This is a genomic window from Rhodospirillales bacterium, assembly GCA_016872535.1.
Lineage (GTDB): Bacteria > Pseudomonadota > Alphaproteobacteria > Rhodospirillales > 2-12-FULL-67-15 > 2-12-FULL-67-15.
Genome location: VGZQ01000039.1, coordinates 1 through 20296, shown reverse-complemented (window position 1 = coordinate 20296; position 20296 = coordinate 1). Strand labels below are relative to the sequence as shown.

The 20296-nt window shown below is 66.5% G+C and carries 24 protein-coding genes and 1 tRNA gene; 7 read left to right on the top strand and 18 right to left on the bottom strand.

All coding sequences use genetic code 11. The annotated features are described in order from the left end of the window. Positions 1-10: 10 nt before the first annotated feature. Both FJ311_09295 and FJ311_09290 read right to left on the bottom strand, forming a co-directional pair. A complete protein-coding gene (locus FJ311_09295) occupies positions 11-436 on the bottom strand; it encodes a hypothetical protein (protein ID MBM3951634.1) in 426 nt (141 codons plus the stop codon). Between the two features lie 71 nt (positions 437-507). Next, a tRNA-Arg gene (locus FJ311_09290) sits at positions 508-584 on the bottom strand. Positions 585-859: 275 nt separating this feature from the next. Here FJ311_09290 and FJ311_09285 point away from each other — a divergent pair. Further along, on the top strand, positions 860-2059 hold the full coding sequence (locus tag FJ311_09285; protein MBM3951633.1) for a hypothetical protein: 1200 nt from the start codon (positions 860-862) through the stop codon (positions 2057-2059). Positions 2060-2139: 80 nt separating this feature from the next. Here the strand turns inward: FJ311_09285 and FJ311_09280 are convergent, their stop codons facing one another. Further along, a complete protein-coding gene (locus FJ311_09280) occupies positions 2140-2604 on the bottom strand; it encodes a hypothetical protein (GenBank protein ID MBM3951632.1) in 465 nt (154 codons plus the stop codon). After that, entirely contained in the window at positions 2517-3392 is an 876-nt protein-coding gene (locus tag FJ311_09275) for a hypothetical protein (protein MBM3951631.1), read from the bottom strand. The genes FJ311_09280 and FJ311_09275 overlap by 88 nt, the downstream gene beginning before the upstream one ends. A 456-nt stretch (positions 3393-3848) precedes the next feature. Between FJ311_09275 and FJ311_09270 the strand changes: the two genes are divergently transcribed. From FJ311_09270 to FJ311_09255, 4 genes are read left to right on the top strand one after another with little or no spacing between them, the layout of a single operon-like run. Next, the gene (locus tag FJ311_09270; protein MBM3951630.1) at positions 3849-4349 is read left to right on the top strand and encodes a peroxiredoxin family protein; all 501 of its coding nucleotides are present in this window, start codon (positions 3849-3851) and stop codon (positions 4347-4349) included. Positions 4350-4363: 14 nt separating this feature from the next. Beyond that, positions 4364-4729 (top strand): ribbon-helix-helix domain-containing protein, encoded by a 366-nt coding sequence (locus FJ311_09265; GenBank protein ID MBM3951629.1) that lies wholly within the window; start codon positions 4364-4366, stop codon positions 4727-4729. 52 nt (positions 4730-4781) lie between these two features. Beyond that, entirely contained in the window at positions 4782-5006 is a 225-nt protein-coding gene (locus FJ311_09260) for a sulfurtransferase TusA family protein (GenBank protein ID MBM3951628.1), read from the top strand. Further along, positions 4925-5740, top strand: a complete 816-nt coding sequence (locus tag FJ311_09255) for a hypothetical protein (protein MBM3951627.1) — start codon at positions 4925-4927, stop codon at positions 5738-5740. Before FJ311_09260 ends, FJ311_09255 begins: the two co-directional genes overlap by 82 nt. A gap of 211 nt (positions 5741-5951) precedes the next feature. Here FJ311_09255 and FJ311_09250 read toward each other — a convergent pair whose 3' ends face one another. From FJ311_09250 to ccoN, 9 genes are all read right to left on the bottom strand, one after another. Then, on the bottom strand, positions 5952-6383 hold the full coding sequence (locus tag FJ311_09250; GenBank protein ID MBM3951626.1) for a DedA family protein: 432 nt from the start codon (positions 6381-6383) through the stop codon (positions 5952-5954). Between the two features lie 35 nt (positions 6384-6418). Then, positions 6419-7267 (bottom strand): pantoate--beta-alanine ligase, encoded by an 849-nt coding sequence (locus tag FJ311_09245; protein MBM3951625.1) that lies wholly within the window; start codon positions 7265-7267, stop codon positions 6419-6421. Then, the gene (gene panB / locus FJ311_09240; GenBank protein ID MBM3951624.1) at positions 7264-8094 is read right to left on the bottom strand and encodes a 3-methyl-2-oxobutanoate hydroxymethyltransferase; all 831 of its coding nucleotides are present in this window, start codon (positions 8092-8094) and stop codon (positions 7264-7266) included. The genes FJ311_09245 and panB overlap by 4 nt, the downstream gene beginning before the upstream one ends. Positions 8095-8121: 27 nt before the next feature. After that, positions 8122-8655: a FixH family protein gene (locus FJ311_09235; GenBank protein ID MBM3951623.1), complete on the bottom strand. Its 534-nt coding sequence runs from the start codon at positions 8653-8655 to the stop codon at positions 8122-8124. Then, positions 8652-10082 (bottom strand): cytochrome c oxidase accessory protein CcoG, encoded by a 1431-nt coding sequence (ccoG, locus tag FJ311_09230; GenBank protein ID MBM3951622.1) that lies wholly within the window; start codon positions 10080-10082, stop codon positions 8652-8654. The genes FJ311_09235 and ccoG overlap by 4 nt, the downstream gene beginning before the upstream one ends. 88 nt (positions 10083-10170) lie before the next feature. Continuing rightward, positions 10171-11025 carry a cytochrome-c oxidase, cbb3-type subunit III gene (gene ccoP, locus FJ311_09225; GenBank protein MBM3951621.1) on the bottom strand — a complete coding sequence of 285 codons (855 nt, stop codon included), beginning with the start codon at positions 11023-11025 and terminating at the stop codon, positions 10171-10173. Between the two features lie 13 nt (positions 11026-11038). Next, the gene (locus FJ311_09220; protein ID MBM3951620.1) at positions 11039-11146 is read right to left on the bottom strand and encodes a cbb3-type cytochrome c oxidase subunit 3; all 108 of its coding nucleotides are present in this window, start codon (positions 11144-11146) and stop codon (positions 11039-11041) included. Positions 11147-11203: 57 nt separating this feature from the next. Next, positions 11204-11932, bottom strand: a complete 729-nt coding sequence (ccoO, locus tag FJ311_09215) for a cytochrome-c oxidase, cbb3-type subunit II (GenBank protein ID MBM3951619.1) — start codon at positions 11930-11932, stop codon at positions 11204-11206. Positions 11933-11945: 13 nt separating this feature from the next. Next, the gene (ccoN, locus tag FJ311_09210; GenBank protein ID MBM3951618.1) at positions 11946-13409 is read right to left on the bottom strand and encodes a cytochrome-c oxidase, cbb3-type subunit I; all 1464 of its coding nucleotides are present in this window, start codon (positions 13407-13409) and stop codon (positions 11946-11948) included. A 244-nt stretch (positions 13410-13653) separates the two neighbouring features. On the opposite strand from ccoN, the gene ggt reads away from it, so the two are divergent. Both ggt and FJ311_09200 read left to right on the top strand, forming a co-directional pair. After that, entirely contained in the window at positions 13654-15504 is a 1851-nt protein-coding gene (gene ggt, locus FJ311_09205) for a gamma-glutamyltransferase (GenBank protein ID MBM3951617.1), read from the top strand. Between the two features lie 21 nt (positions 15505-15525). Next, positions 15526-16728: a class I SAM-dependent rRNA methyltransferase gene (locus tag FJ311_09200; protein ID MBM3951616.1), complete on the top strand. Its 1203-nt coding sequence runs from the start codon at positions 15526-15528 to the stop codon at positions 16726-16728. Between the two features lie 9 nt (positions 16729-16737). On the opposite strand, the gene FJ311_09195 is transcribed toward FJ311_09200, so the two are convergent. The 5 genes from FJ311_09195 to FJ311_09175 all read right to left on the bottom strand — a co-directional run. Next, positions 16738-16995, bottom strand: a complete 258-nt coding sequence (locus tag FJ311_09195; GenBank protein MBM3951615.1) for a hypothetical protein — start codon at positions 16993-16995, stop codon at positions 16738-16740. Positions 16996-17015: 20 nt separating this feature from the next. Further along, entirely contained in the window at positions 17016-18302 is a 1287-nt protein-coding gene (locus FJ311_09190; GenBank protein MBM3951614.1) for a (Fe-S)-binding protein, read from the bottom strand. Continuing rightward, entirely contained in the window at positions 18299-18943 is a 645-nt protein-coding gene (locus FJ311_09185; protein ID MBM3951613.1) for a hypothetical protein, read from the bottom strand. The genes FJ311_09190 and FJ311_09185 overlap by 4 nt, the downstream gene beginning before the upstream one ends. 10 nt (positions 18944-18953) lie before the next feature. After that, complete coding sequence (locus FJ311_09180) at positions 18954-20078, bottom strand: formate dehydrogenase subunit gamma (GenBank protein ID MBM3951612.1); 1125 nt, start codon at positions 20076-20078, stop codon at positions 18954-18956. Then, the coding region (locus FJ311_09175) for a fructosamine kinase family protein (GenBank protein MBM3951611.1) at positions 20075-20296 on the bottom strand (222 nt) is incomplete at its 5' end. The genes FJ311_09180 and FJ311_09175, both read right to left, overlap by 4 nt.

Here is a 20296-nt window from a genome sequence, read left to right as displayed (position 1 = left end):
CGCCGTCGTTTTACGACAAACGCGCGCGCAGCGCCCGCAGGTAACGCAGATCGCTCCGTTCGAACCGCCCGTCGCCGAGATCGCCGCGAAGCCCTTCGATGTCCTCGCGGGTCGAATCCGAAATATTGTCCATCGCCAGCAACGCCGCAATCAGGCCGCGCGCCTCGTCGGCTTCCTTGGGGGCGAGCGTTCCGGCCGTTTGGTCCGAGACAGCCTCGCCGTGCTTGTCGCCCATGTCGGTTGGCGCGTCGGTCGACGCGTCCGTCAGTGCGTCCGTCGGCGCATTTCGGGGACGCGTGAGGATTTCGTCCCAGGTCGCTCCCGATTCCTTGATGAGGCGCGCGATCTCGCGGCCCGCCGCGAGGGCATCCTTGTCGGCGGCGGCGTCGAGCCGTCCCAACAGATCGATCAGCCGGTCGCGATCAAGATCGGACATCTTTCAGGCTCCGGAATGCCGTTAACCACGTTTCGCCCCGATGCCGTTGTTACGGTCGAAGCCGCGCGCGTTGGCGCGCCCGGAAGGACTCGAACCTCCAACCCTCAGATCCGTAGTCTGATGCTCTATCCAATTGAGCTACGGGCGCAAACCGCGAAGGGCCCGGTCGGCACGTCCGGCCCTAATAACGCGAAAGAAGGGTCGGGAACCTAACGCGGAGGGGGCGGGTACGCAAGGGCGCGCAACCCGACGCCGCGAGGCCGACCGGACGCAAAGAGTCCTTGAGGATTAGGAACTTGTGCCCCCTAGGGGCATTGAGTAATATCGCCCGAACCAATGCACGGGGGGAGGGTTTCCCCTGCCGACGGGGCGCCTGGCGGGAGCGGTGCCCACGCTGCGGCCGGGCCAAGGAAATCACGCCACATGGGAAATTCACGCTTGGGAAAATCCAGCTATCGCAACGTTCTGCTCGGCGCGACACTTCTCGTCTCGGCCTGCGCGTTCACCGAAGAAGCCCTTTGGCCATCCCTGACCGGCGAGGATCCGGCCGGGCGTAATCGCGGCCAAGCCGCCCAGGCGACGCGCGCCGCCCAGCCAGGCCAGGTGTCCCAGGCCGCTCCGGCGCCGATGGCGATGCCCGCGCCCACCGCCCAGCCGCCCCTCGGCACCGGCGTGTTCCAGCCGACCGGGGTCACCCCCGGAACCCCCACCGGGACCGAAGTCGGCCGCAAGGTCAACGATATGCGCGAAGAGCTGCGCCAGGTCCAAGGCGCGATCTCGACCCACAACACCGCGCTTCAGCAAATTCGCGCCAAGATCATCCAGGATTCCCAGCGCTATCACGGCACCATCGCCGCCGTGAACGCCCGCCTCCAGATCGGCACCACCCCCGGCAATCCGATCCTGGTCCAGCAGTACAACAGCGCCCAGACCGACCTCGAAAAGCTGCATGAAGACGTGGGCGAGATGAACAAGCTCGCCACCGACGTCGCCGGCACATCGAGCAAGGCGGCGTTCCTGTCGGAAGCTTCCCGCGCCACCCGCGGCGTTTCCGGCGCGGTCGACGAAGACCACCGCCAGCTCTCGGTGCTCGAGGACGAAGTCGACCGCACCGTGGTGCTGATCGACCGCCTGATCAAGGAAGTCTCCACCGACGTCCGCCGCCAGACCAACTACATCGCCGGCGAAAAAGCCAACCTCAACACCGTCGGCGCCGCCATCAAGACCGGCGAGATCTACGGCGCGAGCCTCGGCCAGATCGCCAAGGACGCCCAGGAACGCGCCAATCCGGTCGCCGCCGGCGAGGCCCGCGACCCCGGCGGCCGGCGCCCGCTCGTGGTTATTCGCTTCGACCGCACCGATGTGCCCTACCAGCAGGCCCTCTATTCGGCCGTGAGCCGGGTTCTGGAGCGCCGTCCCGACGCGGTCTTCGACTTGGTCGCCGTGGCGCCCGCCGTTGGCGGCGCCGCGCGCGAGGCCGTCAACACCAACCGTTCCCGCCGCCACGCCGAAGGCGTGCTGCGTTCGCTGGTGGAAATGGGCCTGCCGCCGTCGCGGGTTGCGATCTCGACCCGCACGCTGGCCGAGGCCCGGGTCAACGAGGTTCATCTCTACCTGCGCTGAACGATCGCTCTTCGAGCCAAACGAAAACCGCGCGCCCCGATATGGGGCGCGCGGTGTTTAGAGCGCTTATGTGGCGAGGCTCAGAACTTCATCTTGGCGGAAATCTGCGCGCCATACTGTTCCATGCTGACGAACGACCTGCCGCCGCCCTGGGCATAGGAGTCGGACCCGGCCGGATTGTTGGTGACGGTATTTTCCGGCGACCAGAAGGCGCTGGCGCCCAGTTCCCACGTGGGCGTCAGCTTGTAGGATGCGCCCGCCGTGAGGTGATGTTCGGAAATCGCCGGGAACAGGAAATTGGCGAACAAGTGTTCCTCGTCGATCGGCGACTTGCCGTAGTTGTAGCCGATGCGGCCGGTGAGCTTGTCGGTCACCTCGTAGGCCGCGCCCACCGCGAACACGAACTGGTTGTGCCAGCCGAAACCGCCGTCGGCCGGCTCCTTGCCGCCGATCGATTTCACGCTCTGCCAGGCGATGTGTTTGACGTCGCCGGCGAGGTCAGCTTGGGCACCGGCGGGGGCTTGATCGCCAAGCCGACGCCCCATTGCGGGGGCATGTCCATCGGGCCTTGGAAGGTCCGGGCGAGCCGGTATTTTTCGTAACGCTCGGACCAGACGCGCGAGCGATAGGTGGCCCCGAGCGACAGGATCGGATCGGGCTGCCAGAACACGCCGAGATGGAACCCGGCGCCCATGGAACTGTCGGTCTGCTGCTTGTTAGCGGCGGAAAGCTGGGCGGCGCCGTGACCGAGTGAATCGGTCTTCATGTCCTGATAGGAGATGATGACGCCTAAGCCGAACGACCAGTTCTTGTCCTGAGGAGGGGTGTAGGACACCGACGGCTCGAAGAAGAAATAGCGAGTGCGGATCTGGTGATCGTGTCCGCCGTTGTTGCCGAACCCAGCCCCGGTACGCCGATGCGGCCAGTCGGTGGCGCCGCCGCCGCCGGGGAAGGCGGAGAAATTGAAGGCCCACTGGTCGTTGTGTTTCCAGTTGATCGCCAGAGTGCCGTCGGGGAAATCGGAGGCTTCGCTGTCCTGAGGCGTGGCCGTGTTGTTGCCGTTGGCGGTCCCTTTGACTTGGCCGGTCACGTCCGCGTGCAGCCAACCGGCCGAAATCAGCAGCTCGCGTCCGGCGCGGCCCGAAAGCGCGGGATTGAGAATCGCGCCCGCGGCGTTGCCCGTGACCGCGATGCCGGCGCCGCCCATGCCGCAGTTGTCGGTGCCGTAGCAGATCGGGTTCATGCCGTTGGTCGCGGCCGCGTCGCGCGGCAAGCCCGCGAGCGCGCTGGTCGCCAAGAGCCCGAGAGCAAAAATCCGGATGGTCGGTCGCATGAGTCTTTTCCCCTTCGATAAGTCGTGAGGCCACCCTCGCCGCCGTCGCGTCGGTCGCGCGGCGAAACGAGCGTTCTTGCTTGTTTTCTCGATTGTTACGACTAACCGAACAAAAATGACCCGATGTAGTATCGGAATACGCAAATGCGTTTTTCGTCCGAGTGTGCCCTTTTGGTCACATGGTTTTTAATCCCATAGTTGAGATTCCGAATGAAACTCATTTAAGCCTGGATCGCAGGCTTTTCCTGGCAACATTCCCCCCCGCCGCGGGAATCTCCCGGAAAACGGCCGATTTCCGTAGGCAGCGGGTACTACCGCGCGGCCGAAGGCGGCGCCTAAGTTTTTGATCGAATTGGGCTTGATCCGGTTGCGCGAACGCTACATTTCTCCGGTGCGAGGGGTGCCAGGCCGCAACCGACCACAATTTCCTTCATATCGAGAGGAACGAAGCGCGCCATGACCGCCGAATCCGCCAACCAGAAACGGATGTCCATCATCGTCACCAAGGGCACCCTCGATTGGGCCTATCCGCCGTTCATTCTCGCGACCACGGCAGCGGCCATGGACGTCAAGGTGTCGATGTTCTTCACCTTTTACGGGCTGCAGCTCCTGAAGAAAAGCCTCGATCACCTGCAAATCTCCACCCTCGGCAACCCGGCGATGGAAATGCCGATGATGGGCATGCACATGTCCATGCCCAACCTGATGCCGATCATCCCCGGCGTGGACGCGCTGTGCACGACCATGATGAAGAACCTGATCAAGAAGAAGGGCGTCGCCTCGATCCCCGAGTTGCGCGCGGCCGCGATCGAAGCCGACGTCGGAATCATCGGTTGTCAGATGACGCTCGACCTGTTCGAGATGAAGAAGGAAGATCTGATCGACGGCATCGAGTTGGCCGGCGCCGCCGCCTACATGGAAAACGCGTTGAAGTCGGACATCAACCTGTTCATCTGAGGAAAGGCGAGACCATGGTCGGCATGGCACGAATTGGCGCCGAACGTCCTGGCAAGCCCAAACTAACGCGCGGGGAGACGCCGAAACCCGCGGTTGAGAATGCGAAGCGGCCGCTCGATCGCATGTTCGCGCTCTGCCCCGCCGACCCGTCGCAGGAATACAAGCCGCTCCGCCGGTCGATCCGGCTGCACGGCCATTCCACCACTCTTCGTCTGGAAAAGGCATTCTGGACCGTGCTTGAGGAATTGGCGGAAAAACAAGGTTCCACCTTGGCCGCGTTGATTACCCGGATTCACGACCATTGCGTCGGCACCGACCAGAAAAACCTCGCCTCCTGCCTGAGGGTCGTCTGCCTGCAATACATCGAAACCTGCCGTTGACATCGCGTCCCGGATTCGGGAGATTCTCCGCATCCAAGCGAGGACTTATCCCATGAGTGCGACGCTCGACGCCCGCGGGCTCAACTGCCCGCTCCCCATCCTCAAGACCAAGAAGGCGATCAAGGAAGTGCCGGTGGGCGAAACCCTCAAGGTGCTGTCCACCGATCCCGGCTCGGTCAAGGACATGGACGCCTTCTGCCGCACCACCGGCAACGACCTGGTGGAATCCGGCCAGGACGGCGACACCTACACGTTCCTCATCCGCCGCAAGGCGTGAGTCCCAATCCCGATCGAGACCGTTCCGCGCGATCGTCGACGGTCGCCGCCGCGCGACTGCCTATTGCCGGTTTCGTTCTGCTGGTCGGGGTGACGCTGGTCTGGGGCGTCAACTGGCCGATCATGAAAATCGGCCTCGATGCCCTGCCGCCCTTTACCTTCCGCGCCGCCATGGTGCCGGCGAGCGGCGTCTTGATCCTCGTCCTGGCGGCGGCGCTCGGACAACGCATCGTGGCGCCTTGGGTGGCGTGGCCGCCGCTGCTGGTGTCGGCGCTGTTCAACGTCACCGGCTGGCACGCGTTTTCCGCCTTCGGCGTCCAGGCAATGGATTCGGGGCGTGCCTCGGTCATTGCCTTCACCATGCCGCTGTGGGCCGCACTGCTCGCCCGCCTCTTTCTGGCCGAGCCGATCGGCGCGCGCCGGATGCTGGCCCTGGTCCTGGGCGCGGCCGGCATCGGCGCGCTGCTCGCGGGCGATCTCGCGCGGTTCGCGGCCGAGCCGATGGGCCCGCTGATGATGACCGGTGCGGCGATCACCTGGGCCGCCGGAACCCTGTGGCAGAAACGGATCGGCTGGGCGATTCCGGTGCTGCCCCATACCGGCTGGCAGCTGTTGCTGGGGGGCCTGCCGATGGTCGCCGCGGCGTTCGCGTTCGATACCGCCGAGGCCGCGCAATGGTCGACCGGCATCGTGATCCTCGTCGCCTACAGCATCGTCGGGCCGCTCGGGTTCTGATACTGGGCCTGGTACAAGGTGGTAACCCTGTTTCCCACCCATATCGCCGCCATCGGCACCTTGATGATTCCGGTGCTCGGCGTGACCAGCGGCGCCATACTCCTCGGCGAGCCGTTCGGTTGGACAGAATTCGCCGCGCTCGCTCTCGTCGTCGGCGCGATCGCGCTGACCCTCAGCGAGCGAACACGGGTTTGAGGCGTCTCCCCGGGCGTCAGACGGCGGCGGACGTCGCCCACAGCACCGCCACATAGCGCGCGCACTTGCCGATCCCGACCAGGGTCAGAAACAACCAGACATTGACCCTCAGAACCCCGGCCGCGACGGTCAACGGATCGCCCACCACCGGAACCCACGCGAACAGAAGCGACCACGACCCGAAACGGCGGAACCAGGCACCGGCGCGCTCAAGCCGCTCGGCCGTGACCGGAAACCAGCGCGCGCCGCGCCAATGGATAAAAAACCGCCCGAGCAGAAAATTGGCGAAGCTGCCGAGGGTATTGCCCGCGCTCGCGGTCGCGAGCAAGGCGCCGGCCTCGGCTCCGCCCTTGGCCGCGTAAAGCCCCGCGAGAACGGCCTCGGACGAAAACGGCAGTACCGTCGCGGCGAGGAACGCCGACAGGAACAAGCCCCCGTACTCCAACATGGCGTATTCGACCGCGTCGCCGAGCATTCCGCCCTTCACGCCGCCACGTTGTCGATCAAGCGCGTTTTGCCGAGCCAGGCGGCCGCCAGCACGCGGCGCGATCGGGTCGCCGGCCCGGGAACCTCCAGCGTTTCGGCGTCGCGCACGGCGACGTAATCGACCTTGCCGAATCCCGCCTCCCGCAAGGCCTGCATGGCGCGGGATTCTTCCGCCGGCGCCGGCCTGCCCGCGGCGACATTCCGTGCCGCCTCGGCGATGACGCGATGAAGCGCCGGCGCGATCGTCCGCTCCGACGCGGACAAATAGGCGTTGCGCGAGGACAAGGCGAGCCCGTCGGCCTCGCGCACCGTCGGCACGCCGACGATTTCGACCGGAACGTCGAGATCGCGCGCGAGGCGGCGGATAACCAGAAGCTGCTGGTAGTCTTTTTCGCCAAAAAAGGCGACGTCGGGCAACGCCTGCAACAAAAGCTTCGTCACCACCGTGGCGACGCCGGCGAAGAATCCGGGACGGAATTCGCCTTCGAGCGTGTCGCCGAGGCCGGTGACCGTCACGCCGGTCCGATGGCCGTTGGGATACATCTCCGCCACCGACGGCGCGAATACGAGATGCGCGCCGGCCTTTTCGATCAGGGTCAGATCGCGCGCCTCGTCGCGTGGGTAACGGGCGAAATCCTCGTTGGGGCCGAATTGCTTGGGATTGACGAACAAGGTGACGCAGGTGCGCGCCGTGGTCGCGAGCGAACGGCGGATCAGCGCGAGATGGCCGTCGTGCAACGCGCCCATGGTCGGCACCAGGCCGACGCTCGCGCCTTGCCCGCGCCAATCGCGGACGCGGGCGCGGAGCGCGGCGACGTCGCGCGCGATGCCGAGCACGGGGTTCAATCCTTCGCCGGCTTGACGCCGTAGCAGTGCTCGGGGCCCGGAAAGCGGCGCGCGCGGACGTCGTCGGCGAATTGACGGACGGCCGCTTCGGTCGCCGCGCCCAGTTCGGCGTAGCGCTTGACGAACTTGGGCGTGAAATCGGCGAACAGCCCGAGCAGATCGTGGGTGACCAGAATCTGGCCGTCGCAGGCGGGCGAGGCGCCGATGCCGATGGTCGGAATCGGAACGGTTTCGGTGATGCAGCGCGCGAGCGGCTCGACCGTGCCCTCGATCACCATGGCGAAGGCGCCGGCCTCCGCCACCGCGCGCGCGTCGTCGAGCACATGCGTCGCCGACAGGTCGTCGCGGCCCTGCACGCGGAAGCCCTCGCCCGCCGACTGGGGCAGCAGCCCGACATGACCGAGCACGGGAATGCCGGCGCCGACCAGGCGGCGGATCGCGGGGGCGACCGCGGCGCCGCCTTCGAGCTTGACGGCGGCCGCGCCGGTTTCGGCGATCGCGCGCGCGGCCGAGGTGTAGGCCTGTTCGGCGCTGCGTTCGTAGCTGCCGGCGGGCAGATCGACCACCACGCACGCGCGCTTGGCGCCGCGCGTGACCGCGCGGCCGTGGGCGATCATGGTGTCCAGCGTCAGCCCGACGGTGGTGTCCATGCCGTAAACGATCATGGCGACCGAGTCGCCGACCAGGATCAGGTCCACCAGCGGATCGAGCCGCTGCGCCTCGGCCTTGGTGTAGGCGGTGAGCGCGACGATCGGCACGCCACCCTTGCGCGCGCGCAAGAGTTCGGGCGTGATCCGTTCGGCGGGCGGAGCGGTGTCGGGCGGCATGGTCGGAAATGCCCTGGGTTCAAAGCCCTATTGGCGCGGGCCGGATATTACCAGATCGGGGGCTTCGGGCGCCATGATCCGGGTCTGCCGCTGGAAAACGTCGTCGCCGCGCCGGACCAGCAGATAGAGCGCCCACTGCCCCGGTTTGGGCAACGCGACGCGGGCGGTGTAGAGACCGTTTCCTTCCGCCACCAGCCCGACCCGGCGATCGAAGCCGTCCTCCACCGGGCGGCGGATCAGCAGTTCGGCGTCGGCGCCGTCGACCGGATCGCCCTCGCGGGTGGTAAGTCGGACCTCGATCACGCCGCCGCCGCCGCGCGACTCGAACGCGATGTCGGCGCGCCAACCGAGCCGTTCCTGCGCGGCCTGGCCTTCGAGCGCGCGGTTGTAGTCGAGCCCGAGGTCGCGATGGCGCGAGGTGACGAGACCGGAAAACGTGTCGTCGGCGATCCACGCGAGGAAACCATTGGCGATCATGGTCACCGCCATCACGCCGAACAGCGCCCACGGGTACCACCACCCCGGTTTGCGCGCGGACTTGGCCAAGTCCCTGATCTTCATGGCCCGTTGAACACATTGGTGCGGCGGTAAACGCGCCCGGATACGGCATCGGTCGCGGCGAATTCGATGTCGCGCGCGCGGGCTCCGAGCCGGTCGGGGCGCGTTCGCACGAAAACGCGGAAGGTGCCGATCGAATCGCCCTTGACCGGCAGGACCGCATGATCGGCTTGCTCGGCCGTGAAGCCGGGGACGTTAAGGGTCGCCCCGGGAACGCCCGCGACCGCGAGGCGGAACTCCTTGTCGGCGCGCTCCATGTTCAGGATCTTGACCGTGTAGCCGTTGCGCACGTCGCCGTCCGAAAGCCGCACGAACAGCGGCGCGCGATCGGCGATGACGTGAACCTCGGTCCGCACGCGCAGCGCCAACGCCGTCGCCATCGCCGCCGCGACCACCAGCAGGATCGCCGCGTAGACGATCGTTCGCGGCCTGAGCCAGCGAACGCGCGGGGTTTCGCCCTTCATGCGCGCGGCCTGATTGGCGATCGAGTCGTAGGTGATCAGGTTTCCGGGCAATCCGAAGCGCGGCATGATCGAGTTGCACGCGTCGACGCACAGCGCGCAGCCGATGCACGCCATCTGCTGGCCCTTGCGGATATCGACGCCGGTCGGGCAAACCTGCACGCACAAGCCGCAATCGACGCAGTGGCCCCGCCCTTCGAAGGATTGGCCGTGCTTGGCGCCGCCGCGCGGCTCGCCGCGCCAGTCCTCGTAGGTGACGATCAGGGAATGCTCGTCGAACATCGCACCCTGAAAGCGCGGCCACGGGCACATATAGATGCACACCTGCTCGCGCGCGAACCCGGCCAGAACATACGTGGTCGCGGTGAAGAGCGCGGTGAAGCCGTAAACCTCGGGCGAGGACGCGCCGACGAAAAATTCCCGCATCAGGGTGGGCGCGTCGGTGAAATACATGATCCAGGCGCCGCCGGTCACAAACGAAATGGCGAGCCAAGCCCCGTGCTTGGCGGTTTTCTTCAGCGCCTTGGCCGCCGAGAACGGCGCGCGGTCGAGCGCCATACGCGCGGGGCGGTCGCCTTCGATCAGGCGCTCGACCCACATGAAGAGGTCGGTCCACACCGTTTGCGGGCAGGTGAAGCCGCACCATACCCGCCCGGCGATCGCGGTAACGAGAAACAGTCCGATGGCGCCAAGGATGAGCAGCCCGGTGAGGTAATAGACTTCCTGCGGCCAAATCTCGATCGAAAAGAAATACGCGCGCCGGCCGGGCATATCGACCAGCAGCGCCTGGTCGGGCGCTTCGGGCCCGCGGTCCCAGCGCAACCAAGGCGCGCCGTAGTAGATGCCGAGGAGGGCGATCAGCGCCGCCCATTTCAGGCGGCGAAAGGTTCCTTGCACCTTGCGCGGGTAGATGTCCTCGCGCGCCGCGTAGAGCGACGCCGGCGCGGCTGCGGCAGATGATTTGTTCATACCAAGGCCAAAACGGGCGGACGACACGCGCAGTCCGCATTCGATCTAAGCCGAAAGGCGCGAATGCGCAACCCGAGCCGGATGGCGGTTATTTCCCGCCGCCGAGGGCGTACACATAGGCCGCAACCATCTTGAGCGCGACCGGATCGAGGCGGCTTTCCCACGCCGGCATCATCCCCAGGCGCGGGTTGGCGATCTGGGCGACGATCGCCTCGCGGGTTCCGCCGTAGAGCCAAATACCGTCGGCGAGATTGGGCGCGCCGAGATCCTTATTACCTTTTGCATCCTCGCCGTGGCACGCGACGCACTGTTCGGCGAACAGTTTGGCGCCCGCCTCGCTCTTCGGCTTTTGTCCCGCGAACGCCAGCAGATGATCGGCGATCGCCGCGATCTCGGCCGCCTTGAGAGCATCCCCGAAACGGGGCATTTCGCTCGCCCGCGCGTCCTTGTGCCCGGACCGGATGCCGACCCGGATCGAGGTCAAAATGTCCTCGGGCGAACCGCCCCAGATCCAGTCGTCGTCGGCGAGCACCGGATAGCCGCCCGGCCGGCCCGCGCCGCCCGGGCCGTGGCAGGGCTGGCAGTTCTCGGCGAAGATCGCCTTGCCACCCGCCGTCGCGAACACCAGCAGATCCTGGTCCTTGACGATGTCGGCGATTCCGGCGGCGGCGATCTTCGCGCGCTGCGCTTCCTGCGCCTTGCGGGCGGCGGCGATGTCTTTCTCCAACTCGGCGCGCGACGAATAGCCGAGCACGCCCTTGGCGTAAGTCGAAAAAGTCGGCCACGACGGATAGACCACCCAATAGCCGATCGACCAGACGATGGTCGCGTAGAACACGTACAACCACCAGCGCGGCAACGGGTTGTTCAGTTCCTTGATCCCGTCCCACTCGTGGCCGGTGGTCTCCGTGCCGGTGACGGTATCCTTATCGACGTTGGCCACGGGTGACTCTCCTTCAGTCTTCCTTGAACGGGATCCGGCCGTCTTCCTCGAAGCGCCGGCGGTTGGCGGGCCAATAGGCCCACGCCACCACCGCGCCGAAGGACACGATCATGCCCATCATCCAGTAAGGGGCCAGTCCCAACACCAGCTCGGTCCAATTCATGACGTCGCCTCCATCTCAGCGCCGCGACAGTTCGGGCCGGAAGGTGGTGAAATCGACCATCGTCCCCAGCACCTGCAAATAGGCGATCAGGGCGTCGAGCTCGGTGATGCGCTTGGGATCGCCGTCGAAGTCCCCCATCGGCGCTTTCGGGTAACGCTCCCCGAACGCGCGCGCGTCGCCGTCGTCCGCGCCGGCCTGGGTCCTGAGATCGGCCAGCGCGTTGGCGATGTCGTCTTCGGTATAACGCACGCCCACGGTGCGCAGCGCCTTGAGGTGCTCGGCGATGTCGTCGGTGCGCAGTTCGCGCCGCGCCAGGAAAGGATAACCCGGCATGATCGATTCCGGCACCACTGCGCGCGGATTGACCATATGCAGCGCGTGCCAATCGTTCGAGTATTTGCCGCCGACGCGCGCCAAGTCCGGGCCGGTGCGCTTCGAGCCCCACTGGAAGGGGTGGTCGTAAATGCTCTCGGCCGCCAGGCTGTAATGGCCGTAGCGTTCGACCTCGTCGCGGAATGGCCGGATCATCTGGCTGTGGCAGAGATAACAACCTTCGCGGACGTAGATGTTGCGTCCCATCAGTTCGAGCGGGCTGTAGGGCCGCACGCCTTCCACCTTCTCGATGGTCTGGTCCATGGTCGCGAGCGGCACCATCTGCACCAATCCCCCGATCGAAATGGTGACCAGGATCAGGATCGACAGCAGAACGACGTTGGTTTCGATTTTTTCGTGGCTGAAGGCCATGACCGGATCTCCCTCAGGCCCGCGCCGGGGCGGCGGGCGCCAGCCCGATCGGTTCTTCGTCGCGCACCCGGCCCTTGGCCGTCTGGATCAGGTTGTAGACCATGACCAGCGCGCCGGCGAGGAACAGCACGCCACCCATCGCCCGGATCACGTAGTAGGGGTGCATCGCCTGCACGGTCTCGATGAACGAGTATTGCAGGAAGCCTTGGCTGTCGTAGGCCCGCCACATCAGGCCCTGCATGATGCCGGACACCCACATGGCGGTGATGTAGAGCACGATGCCGATGGTCGCGATCCAGAAGTGCAGCGTCACCAGCTTGAGCGAATAGAGTCTCGAGGTCCCCCACAGCCTCGGCACCAGGTAATAGACCGCGCCGAAACTGACGAACGCGACCCAGCCGAGCGCGCCGGAATGGACATGGCCGACGGTCCAGTCGGTGAAATGGGAAAGCGAGTTGACCGCCTTGATCGACATCGCCGGCCCTTCGAACGTGCTCATGCCATAGAAGGCGACCGAGGAGATCAGGAACCGCAGAACCGGATCGGTGCGCAGCTTATGCCACGCGCCCGAAAGCGTCATGATGCCGTTGATCATGCCGCCCCAGGACGGCATCCACAAAATCAACGAAAAGGTCATGCCGAGGGTCTGCAGCCAGTCGGGCGCGGCGGAATAATGCAGATGGTGCGGCCCGGCCCAGATGTAGAGGAAAATCAGGGTCCAGAAATGGACGACGGAGAGACGATACGAATAGACCGGCCGTTCCGCCTGCTTGGGAACGTAGTAGTACATGATGCCGAGGAATCCCGCGGTCAGGAAAAAGCCGACCGCGTTATGGCCGTACCACCACTGCGTCATGGCATCCTGCACGCCCGCCCAGACCGTGTAGCTCTTGGTCCCCGCCCAGCTCACCGGCACGGCGAGGTTGTTGACGATGTGCAGGACCGCGACGGTCAGGATAAAGGAGAGGAAGAACCAGTTGGCGACATAGATGTGCCGCTCGCGCCGCTTGAGCAGCGTGCCCGCGTAGGCGATCAGATAGGCGACCCATACGATCGTCAGCAGCAGGTCCACGTACCATTCGGGTTCGGCGTATTCCTTGCTCTGGGTGATGCCGAGGACATAGCCGGTCGCCGCCAGCACGATCACCAACTGGTAGCCCCAGAAGATGAAATTGGCGAGCCCCGGGCCGCCGAACAGCGTCGCGCGGCAGGTGCGTTGGACGACGTGAAACGAAGTCGCGAACAGGGCGCTGCCGCCGAAGGCGAAAATCGCGGCCGAGGTGTGGACCGGGCGCAGCCGGCCGAAGGTGGTCCATTCGAGGTCGAGATTGAGAACCGGAAACGCGAGCTGCAGGGCGATGACGACGCCCATCGTGAACGCGGCCACGCCCCAGAAAACCGTGGCGACCACGAACTTGCGCACGATGTCGTCGTTGTAGGGAATCGCCGTTGCGTCGGCGCTCGAATCTGCCGTCATTTTTCTCTTCCCCTCCTACGCTTTATTACATCTCGCGCCGGTCCGCCGACGAATGGCGGGACGTCGTCTGGGGTGTATTAATGGCGTAGGCTGAAACCATAATTGACCCAAGTCAAATGCCCCTCGAAAACCCGCCGACCGCGTGCCGCGGTATGGGTCGCGGGCTTGTAATCATTGGGATTTTGGCCGGATTACGGTAAGGTTGCGCCGCGCAAAAGCGTTCTTGAGGGGAGAACACGCCGCCATGACCGCCAAACCGGAGGGGCGCGCCGCCATGGGCGGGCTGCTGGCGCTCGTTGCCGCCGCCGCGCTGCTGGCCGGCTGCGCCGAGATGGACTTGGAGCTGCCGAAACCGGCTCCCGCGGCCGCCCCTCCCGCCGCCCAACCGGTCGCCGCTCCTGCTCCCGCGCCGGCGCCGAAGACGCGCCCGCCGGCCGGCGAATTCGCCGCCAGCCGATTTGTCGCTTCGGCCAGCCATCCGCTTGCCGCCGAAGCCGCACGCGATGCGCTCGCGGCCGGCGGCACGGCTGCCGACGCGGTCGCCGCCGCGGCGCTGGTCATGGGCGTGGCCGAGCCGCACGCCTCCGGAATCGGTGGTGGCGGATTCCTGCTTTATTTCGACGCCGACAAGAAGAACCTTCTCGCCTACGACGGCCGCGAGGCCGCGCCCGACAGCGCCACCCCCGGCATGTTCATGGAGGGGGCCAAGCCGATGCCGTTCGGGATCGCCGCGCGCGGAGGCCGACCGGTCGGCGTGCCCGGCCTCGTCCGCCTGCTCGAAGCCGCGCACAAGGCTCACGGCAAGCTTCCCTGGAAGGACCTGTTCGCGCCCGCCATCGGCCACGCCGAAAACGGGTTCGCCGTGTCGGAGACGATGCATCGCGCCATCGTCGAGGCGGCGAACGATCTCAAGGCCTCGCGCGAGGCCGCCCAGCTCTACCTCGACGACAAGGGCGAGGCCCGACCCGCGGGCTATCGCCTCAAGAACCCCGCGCTCGCCGCCACGCTGCGCGCGGTCGCCGATCAGGGCGCGGACGCGTTCTATGCCGGGCCCGTGGCCGATGCCATCGTCCGCGCCGTGCGCGAGGCGCGCCATAACCCGACCGTGCTCGCGCCCGCCGATCTCGCTCAGTACCGCGTCAAGGCGCGCGAGCCGATCTGCCTGTCCTACCGCGCGCATCGGGTCTGTTCGATGCCGCCGCCGTCGTCGGGCGGGATCGCGCTGCTGCAAATTCTCGGAACCCTCGCTCCCTTCGATCTCAAGGCGGAAAAGCCGTTTTCGGCAACCGCCGTGCACCTGATCGCGGAAGCCTCGCGGCGCGCCTTCGCCGACCGCGAGGTGTACGTCGGCGATCCCGATTCGGTGCCGGTGCCGACCCAAGGACTGATCGCCGCCGATTACCTCGCCGAACGGGCCAAGGGCATTTCGCGCACGCGCGCCGCACCCAAGGTCGCGCCGGGCATGCCCCTGATGGGAGATTCGGGCGGCATTGAATTCGCGGAACCCTGGACCGGGGAAATTGCGGACGAAGGCGAATCCACCGCCCATGTCACCGTGGTCGATGCCGCCGGCAACGTCGCCGCCCTGACCGCGAGCGTCGAGCGCCGGTTCGGCGCGCGCATCGTCGCCGCCGGGTTTGTCCTCAACAACCAGCTCACCGATTTCGCGTTCGAACCGACCCGTCAGGGCGGCCAGGTCGCCAACGCGCCGGCCAAGGGCAAGCGCCCGCGTTCCTCGATGGCGCCGACGATCGTGTTCGACGGCAGCGGCCGGCCCGTGCTCGCGCTCGGCTCGCCCGGGGGACCGCGCATCATCGGCTACGTCGCCAAGACCGTGATCGCCGCGCTCGATTGGGACATGGACGTGGGCGCGGCGGTGCGCGCGGCCAACGTGCTCGACCGCGGCCGCGGCATCGAGATCGAGAAAGGCTCGGCGCTCGAGGCGCTCAAGGTCGCGCTCGAAGCCAAGGGCCACGGGGTGTCGATCATCGAGCTGGAGAGCGGCGTCAATGCCGTCCGCGTCCGCCCCGGTGATCCGCCCGCGCTGCTCGGCGTCGCCGATCCCCGCCGCGAGGGCGCCGCGGCGGGGGAGTAAAATCCACGCCATCGTCGTTTCATGACATCGCCTCATTCGGCATCCCCTCCCCGCGTCTATCTGCTGCACGGCCGCGACAAGCGCGTCGGGTTCGGACATCCGTGGGCGTATTCGAACGAAATCCGCATGGACGCGGCGGCCAAGGCGATCCCTCCCGGCGCGCTCGCCCAACTGGTGCGCGTCGATGGCAAATTCGTCGCGACCGGCACCTTCAACCCAAAAACCCTGATCGCCTTCCGCGCCTTCGCGCGCGACGCCGACACGCCGATTGACCGCGCGTTCATTGCCGGGCGGCTCCGGGCGGCGCTCGCGCTGCGCGAGCGCCTCTACGCCAAGCCGTTCTATCGCCTGATCCACGCCGAAGCCGACGGGCTTCCCGGCCTGATCGTCGACCGCCTCGGCGGAACTTGCGTCCTCCAGGCGGGCACGGCCGGGATCGAAACCTTGACGCCCGAAATCCTCGCCGCCCTCGACGAGGTTCTCGGGCCCCGCGCGGTGGTGCTTGCCAACGAAAGCCCGCTCCGGGCGCTCGAAGGATTGGAAACGTATGCGCGCCTCGTGTCGGGCGAACTCTCGGGCCCGGTCGAGGTCGAGGAAAGCGGCCTCGTCTTTTTCGCCGATCCGCTCGGCGGCCAGAAAACCGGCTGGTTCTTCGACCAGCGCGACAACCGCGCCTTCGTCGCCCATCTCGCGCGAGACGCCGGATCGGTCCTCGATCTTTATTCCTACGTCGGCGGTTTCGCCGTCGCGGCGGCGCAAGGGGCCAGGCGCGTGCTCGCCGTCGACAGTTCGGCGGCCGCCCTCGATCTCGCCAAACGAGCGGCGGCGAAGAACGGGGTCGCGGGGCGCTGCGAGTTCCGCAAACAAGACGCCTTCGACGCCCTGGAGGCGCTGGCAGCCGGGCCCGAGCGTTTCGACATCGTCGTCGCCGACCCGCCGCCCTTCGCCCGCTCAAAGAAGGACGTTCCCGCCGCCCTCAAGGGCTATCGCAAGCTCGCGCGCCTGGCGGCGGGATTGGTCGCGCCGGGCGGTTTCCTTTTTATTGCGTCTTGTTCCCACAACGTGACGGCGGAAGCGTTCGCCCTGGAAGTCGCGGGCGGCGTTTCCCGGGCCGGGCGCGAAGGGCGCGTCCTGCGCGCCACCGGGGCCGGGCCCGACCACCCGGTGCATCCGCTGCTGCCCGAGACGGCCTACCTCAAGTCGCTGACGCTGCAGCTCGACTGAGCCGCGCGCTTATTTGAATCGAAGCTTGCCCCACAGCACGGCGGAGACCAGGGCGAGCGAAACGCCGTTGGCGGCGATCAGGGGAATTTCGCCGAGCAGAATTCCGTAGGTCAGCCACAGCGCCGTGCCGAGCACGAGCGCGGCGAACGTGGCGAGCGAGATATCCCCGGTCGAGCGGGTGCGATACACCTTGGCCACCTGCGGCACGAAGGCGAGCGTGGTCAGCGTGCCGGCGGCGAGGCCGACGGCGAGAATGGCGGATTCCATGATGAATGGGTCTTGGATTGTCAGGCAGACGGCTCCAGGTAATCGGCGAGCAGTTCGCCGAGGCCGACGATCGGCAGATCCATGCCGTAATGTTCAATCGCTTCCTCCATCACGTTGCGGCAATTGGCGCAAGCCGTGACCATGGCCTCGATGCCGCCAAGTTCATCGATCTGGTCCTTCTTGCAGCGGAACGCGGCGAGGCGAAGGGGTTCGGCCCGCGAGTTGGTGCTGACGCCGCCGCCTCCGCCGCAGCAGACGTTCCACGGCCCGGCGTTTTTCATCTCGACGAAATCGGGCGCGACCGCCTGCAGGACCGCGCGCGGCTCCTCCACCAGCCCGCCCCGGCGCACCAACTGGCAGGGATCGTGGAAGGTGAGCCGGCGCGGATCGCGCCCGCGCGCGCGGATACGGCCTTCCTTGAGCAGGCGCGCGAGTAACTCGACGATGTGCACGACCTCGAACGCGTAGGCGCGCCCGATCAGGTTCGGCCCTTCCCACTTGAGCGCGCCATAGGCGTGGCCGCATTCGGGGCTGATGACGTACTTGACGCCGAGTTCCTCGGCGACCGCGACGATGCGCCCGACCAAGGTCGCCGCCACCTCCCTGGAGCCCATCTGGATGCCGACGTTGGTCGCCTCGAACGTCTTGGTCGAGATGGTCCAACTGATGCCCGCCTGCCTGAACAGCTTGGCGAGCGCGCCGATGGTGCCGGGAAAGCCGACGATTTCCATCGCCGACAGGATCACCAGGTAATCGGCGCCCTTCCGGTCGAGCGGAACCGGAATGCCGGTTTTCTTTTCCTGAATCTCGATCGTTTTCCGGAGCGCCTTTTCGCGCACCCCGAGCGGACTGCCGGTGGCGATCGCCAGGTCGGCGGCCTTGTAGAGATCGGCGGGCGCGAATCCGCCCGCGGTCATGCCTTCGCGCATCTTGCGGATTGCGCCGGCGATGTCGATGCCCATCGGGCACACCACCGTGCAGCGCCCGCACAAGGTGCAGGAATCGTAAACCAGCGGCGCCCATTCCTCCAGTTCGGCTTCGGTGACCTCGGACGGCGCGAGGCCGAGGGCACGCTTCAACGGCGCGAACGGCGCCTTGTGGCGCCGGTAAGCCCGCGCCATCGGCCGGAGCTTATGGGTCGGCGTGTATCTGGGGTCTTCGGTGACGAGGTAGAAGTGGCAGGCCTCGGCGCATTCGCCGCAATGGACGCAGGCTTCGAGATAGGAAGCGACGGCCGCGTCAGTGAGGGCGAGAAACTTCTCGACCGCGGCGGAAGCGCTCTTGGCCTCGGGGCGGACGGAGGTCACGGGGTCACTCCCCGGCGCCCGTAGGTCGCGCCCGTATACGAGCGGCTGAAGACGAACGTGACCGCGTGCATCAGGCGGCTGAACGGGAAATAGATCAGCCACAGTTCGACCGTCAGCATGTGCAACGCGCGCAGCTCGGCGTGGCTTTCCTGCAACGCGAGGCAGCCGGTCAACATGACGATGAAGGTCAGCCACGAGCCGATGTGGTCGTCGGCGTCGGAAATCGTCCGCAGGACCGGATCGGAGATGCGCCGGAACCAGAGCAGAATCAGTCCGGCGAACGCGGCTTCGGCCGCGATCACGAAGCCCCAATGCGGCAACGGTTCCCAGCCGAAACCGAGCACGCGCTTTTCGAGGAAAGCAACATGCGGCGCCGCCCAGAACAGCAGCGCGAACAGGCCGATGTGGAACAGATAGCCGGCGAACAGATGGAACGCGGTCCGCCGGCCGAAGCCGCCGTGGGGCACGAAATGGAGAAAGAAGCCGCGCACGGCCCCGGCCAGCGCCGAGCCGCGCGGCACGCTCAGGTCGGGCTTGCGGCCGAAACGCAGGATGCCGGCGAGTCGCCACAAGGCGCCCGCGACGAACACCGTGGCCGAAAAGTACCAGAGCGGCCCTTCGATGAAGCCGATGATGTCCATTGCCGTCCCTTTACTCCGCCGGTGCGCGACCAGGTACGAATGGAGGCGCGGGCGTCGTGGTCTTGGCCTTCTCGGCTTCGGCCGCGATTACGTCCTTGGCCCAGAGATCGTGATGTTCGAGCGCCCAGGTTTCGTCGACTCGTCCCGTGGTCATGCCTTCGAGCGCGCCCTCGACCCCGATCGTGCCGAGATACATGTGCCCGAGGGACGCGGCGATCACCGCCAACGCCGCGATGACGTGAACGATGTGGGCAAGTTGAAGCTGCTGCACGGTTTCGGCGAGCCAGGGGAAATCGAGCAAAAGCCCGCTGCCGGCGAGGGCGAATCCGCCGAGCGAGGAAATCCAGAACCAGGTTTTTTCGCCGAAATTGAACTTCCAGGAACTGACGTGGCCCTTGAAAAACATCCCGCCCTTCAGCACCCAGGCGACGTCGGCGGCGCGCGGCCAGTTGTCCTTGAGATAAAGAACGAACATGGCCACGATTCCGACGGCGAACAACGGTCCGAACAGGTTATGGCCCTGCAACGCGGCGCTCGCGACCACCGCGAACGCGCCGACCCCGATCACCGGCTGGAGCACGTACTTGCCGAACAGAATGACGAGCCCGCTTGCCGCGAGCAGGATGAAGGTTGCGGCGACGAACCAGTGCGCCGCGCGCTCGGCGTGAGTGAAACGGGGTAGCGTGCGGCCGCTGCGGCGGGACAAACGGATCCGGCCGCGCGCCACGTAGAACAAGCCGACGCCCGCGGCCGCCGCCGCCAGCAGCCATCCGCCGTAGGTCGAAATCGGGCCGTTGCGCAACGCCCGCCACGCGGCGCCCTCGGATTGGACCAGAACGGGCGTGCCGGAGGTGGTTCCGCTCAGATTGAATGCCTGACCTTGGCGGATTTGGCGCCAAAGTTCGGAACCGCTTTGCTCGCCGCGCGTGCCGCCCGGCGGCGACTCCGCGGCGGAGGGAAGAGCCAGCAATATCAACAGCGCCGCCATCGCGGCGCGGCATAATCCGCCGAACGACGGCCAGCGGAGAAGATCGCGCATGTCCCTCTCGATCACCACGTGACTGAACAACGCAAGGGGCGCGTCATGTATCGCTCGGAGGTTAGAGGCGAACCCCGCCGTTTGTCCACCCCTCATGCGCCGAAGCGCGTCAACGTGCGTTCGACGTCGCCGACGTAACTACCGCCGAACAGGCGCACGTGCACCAGCAGCGGATAGAGATTGTAGAGATCGCGCCGCGCCTCGAAGAAACCCGGCCGCAACGGGCGCAGTTCCCCGTAACGGCGGAAGAACGCGGGCCCGAAGGTGCCGAACAGGGTGCCGAACGCGAGTTCGATTTCCGGATCGGCGTAGTA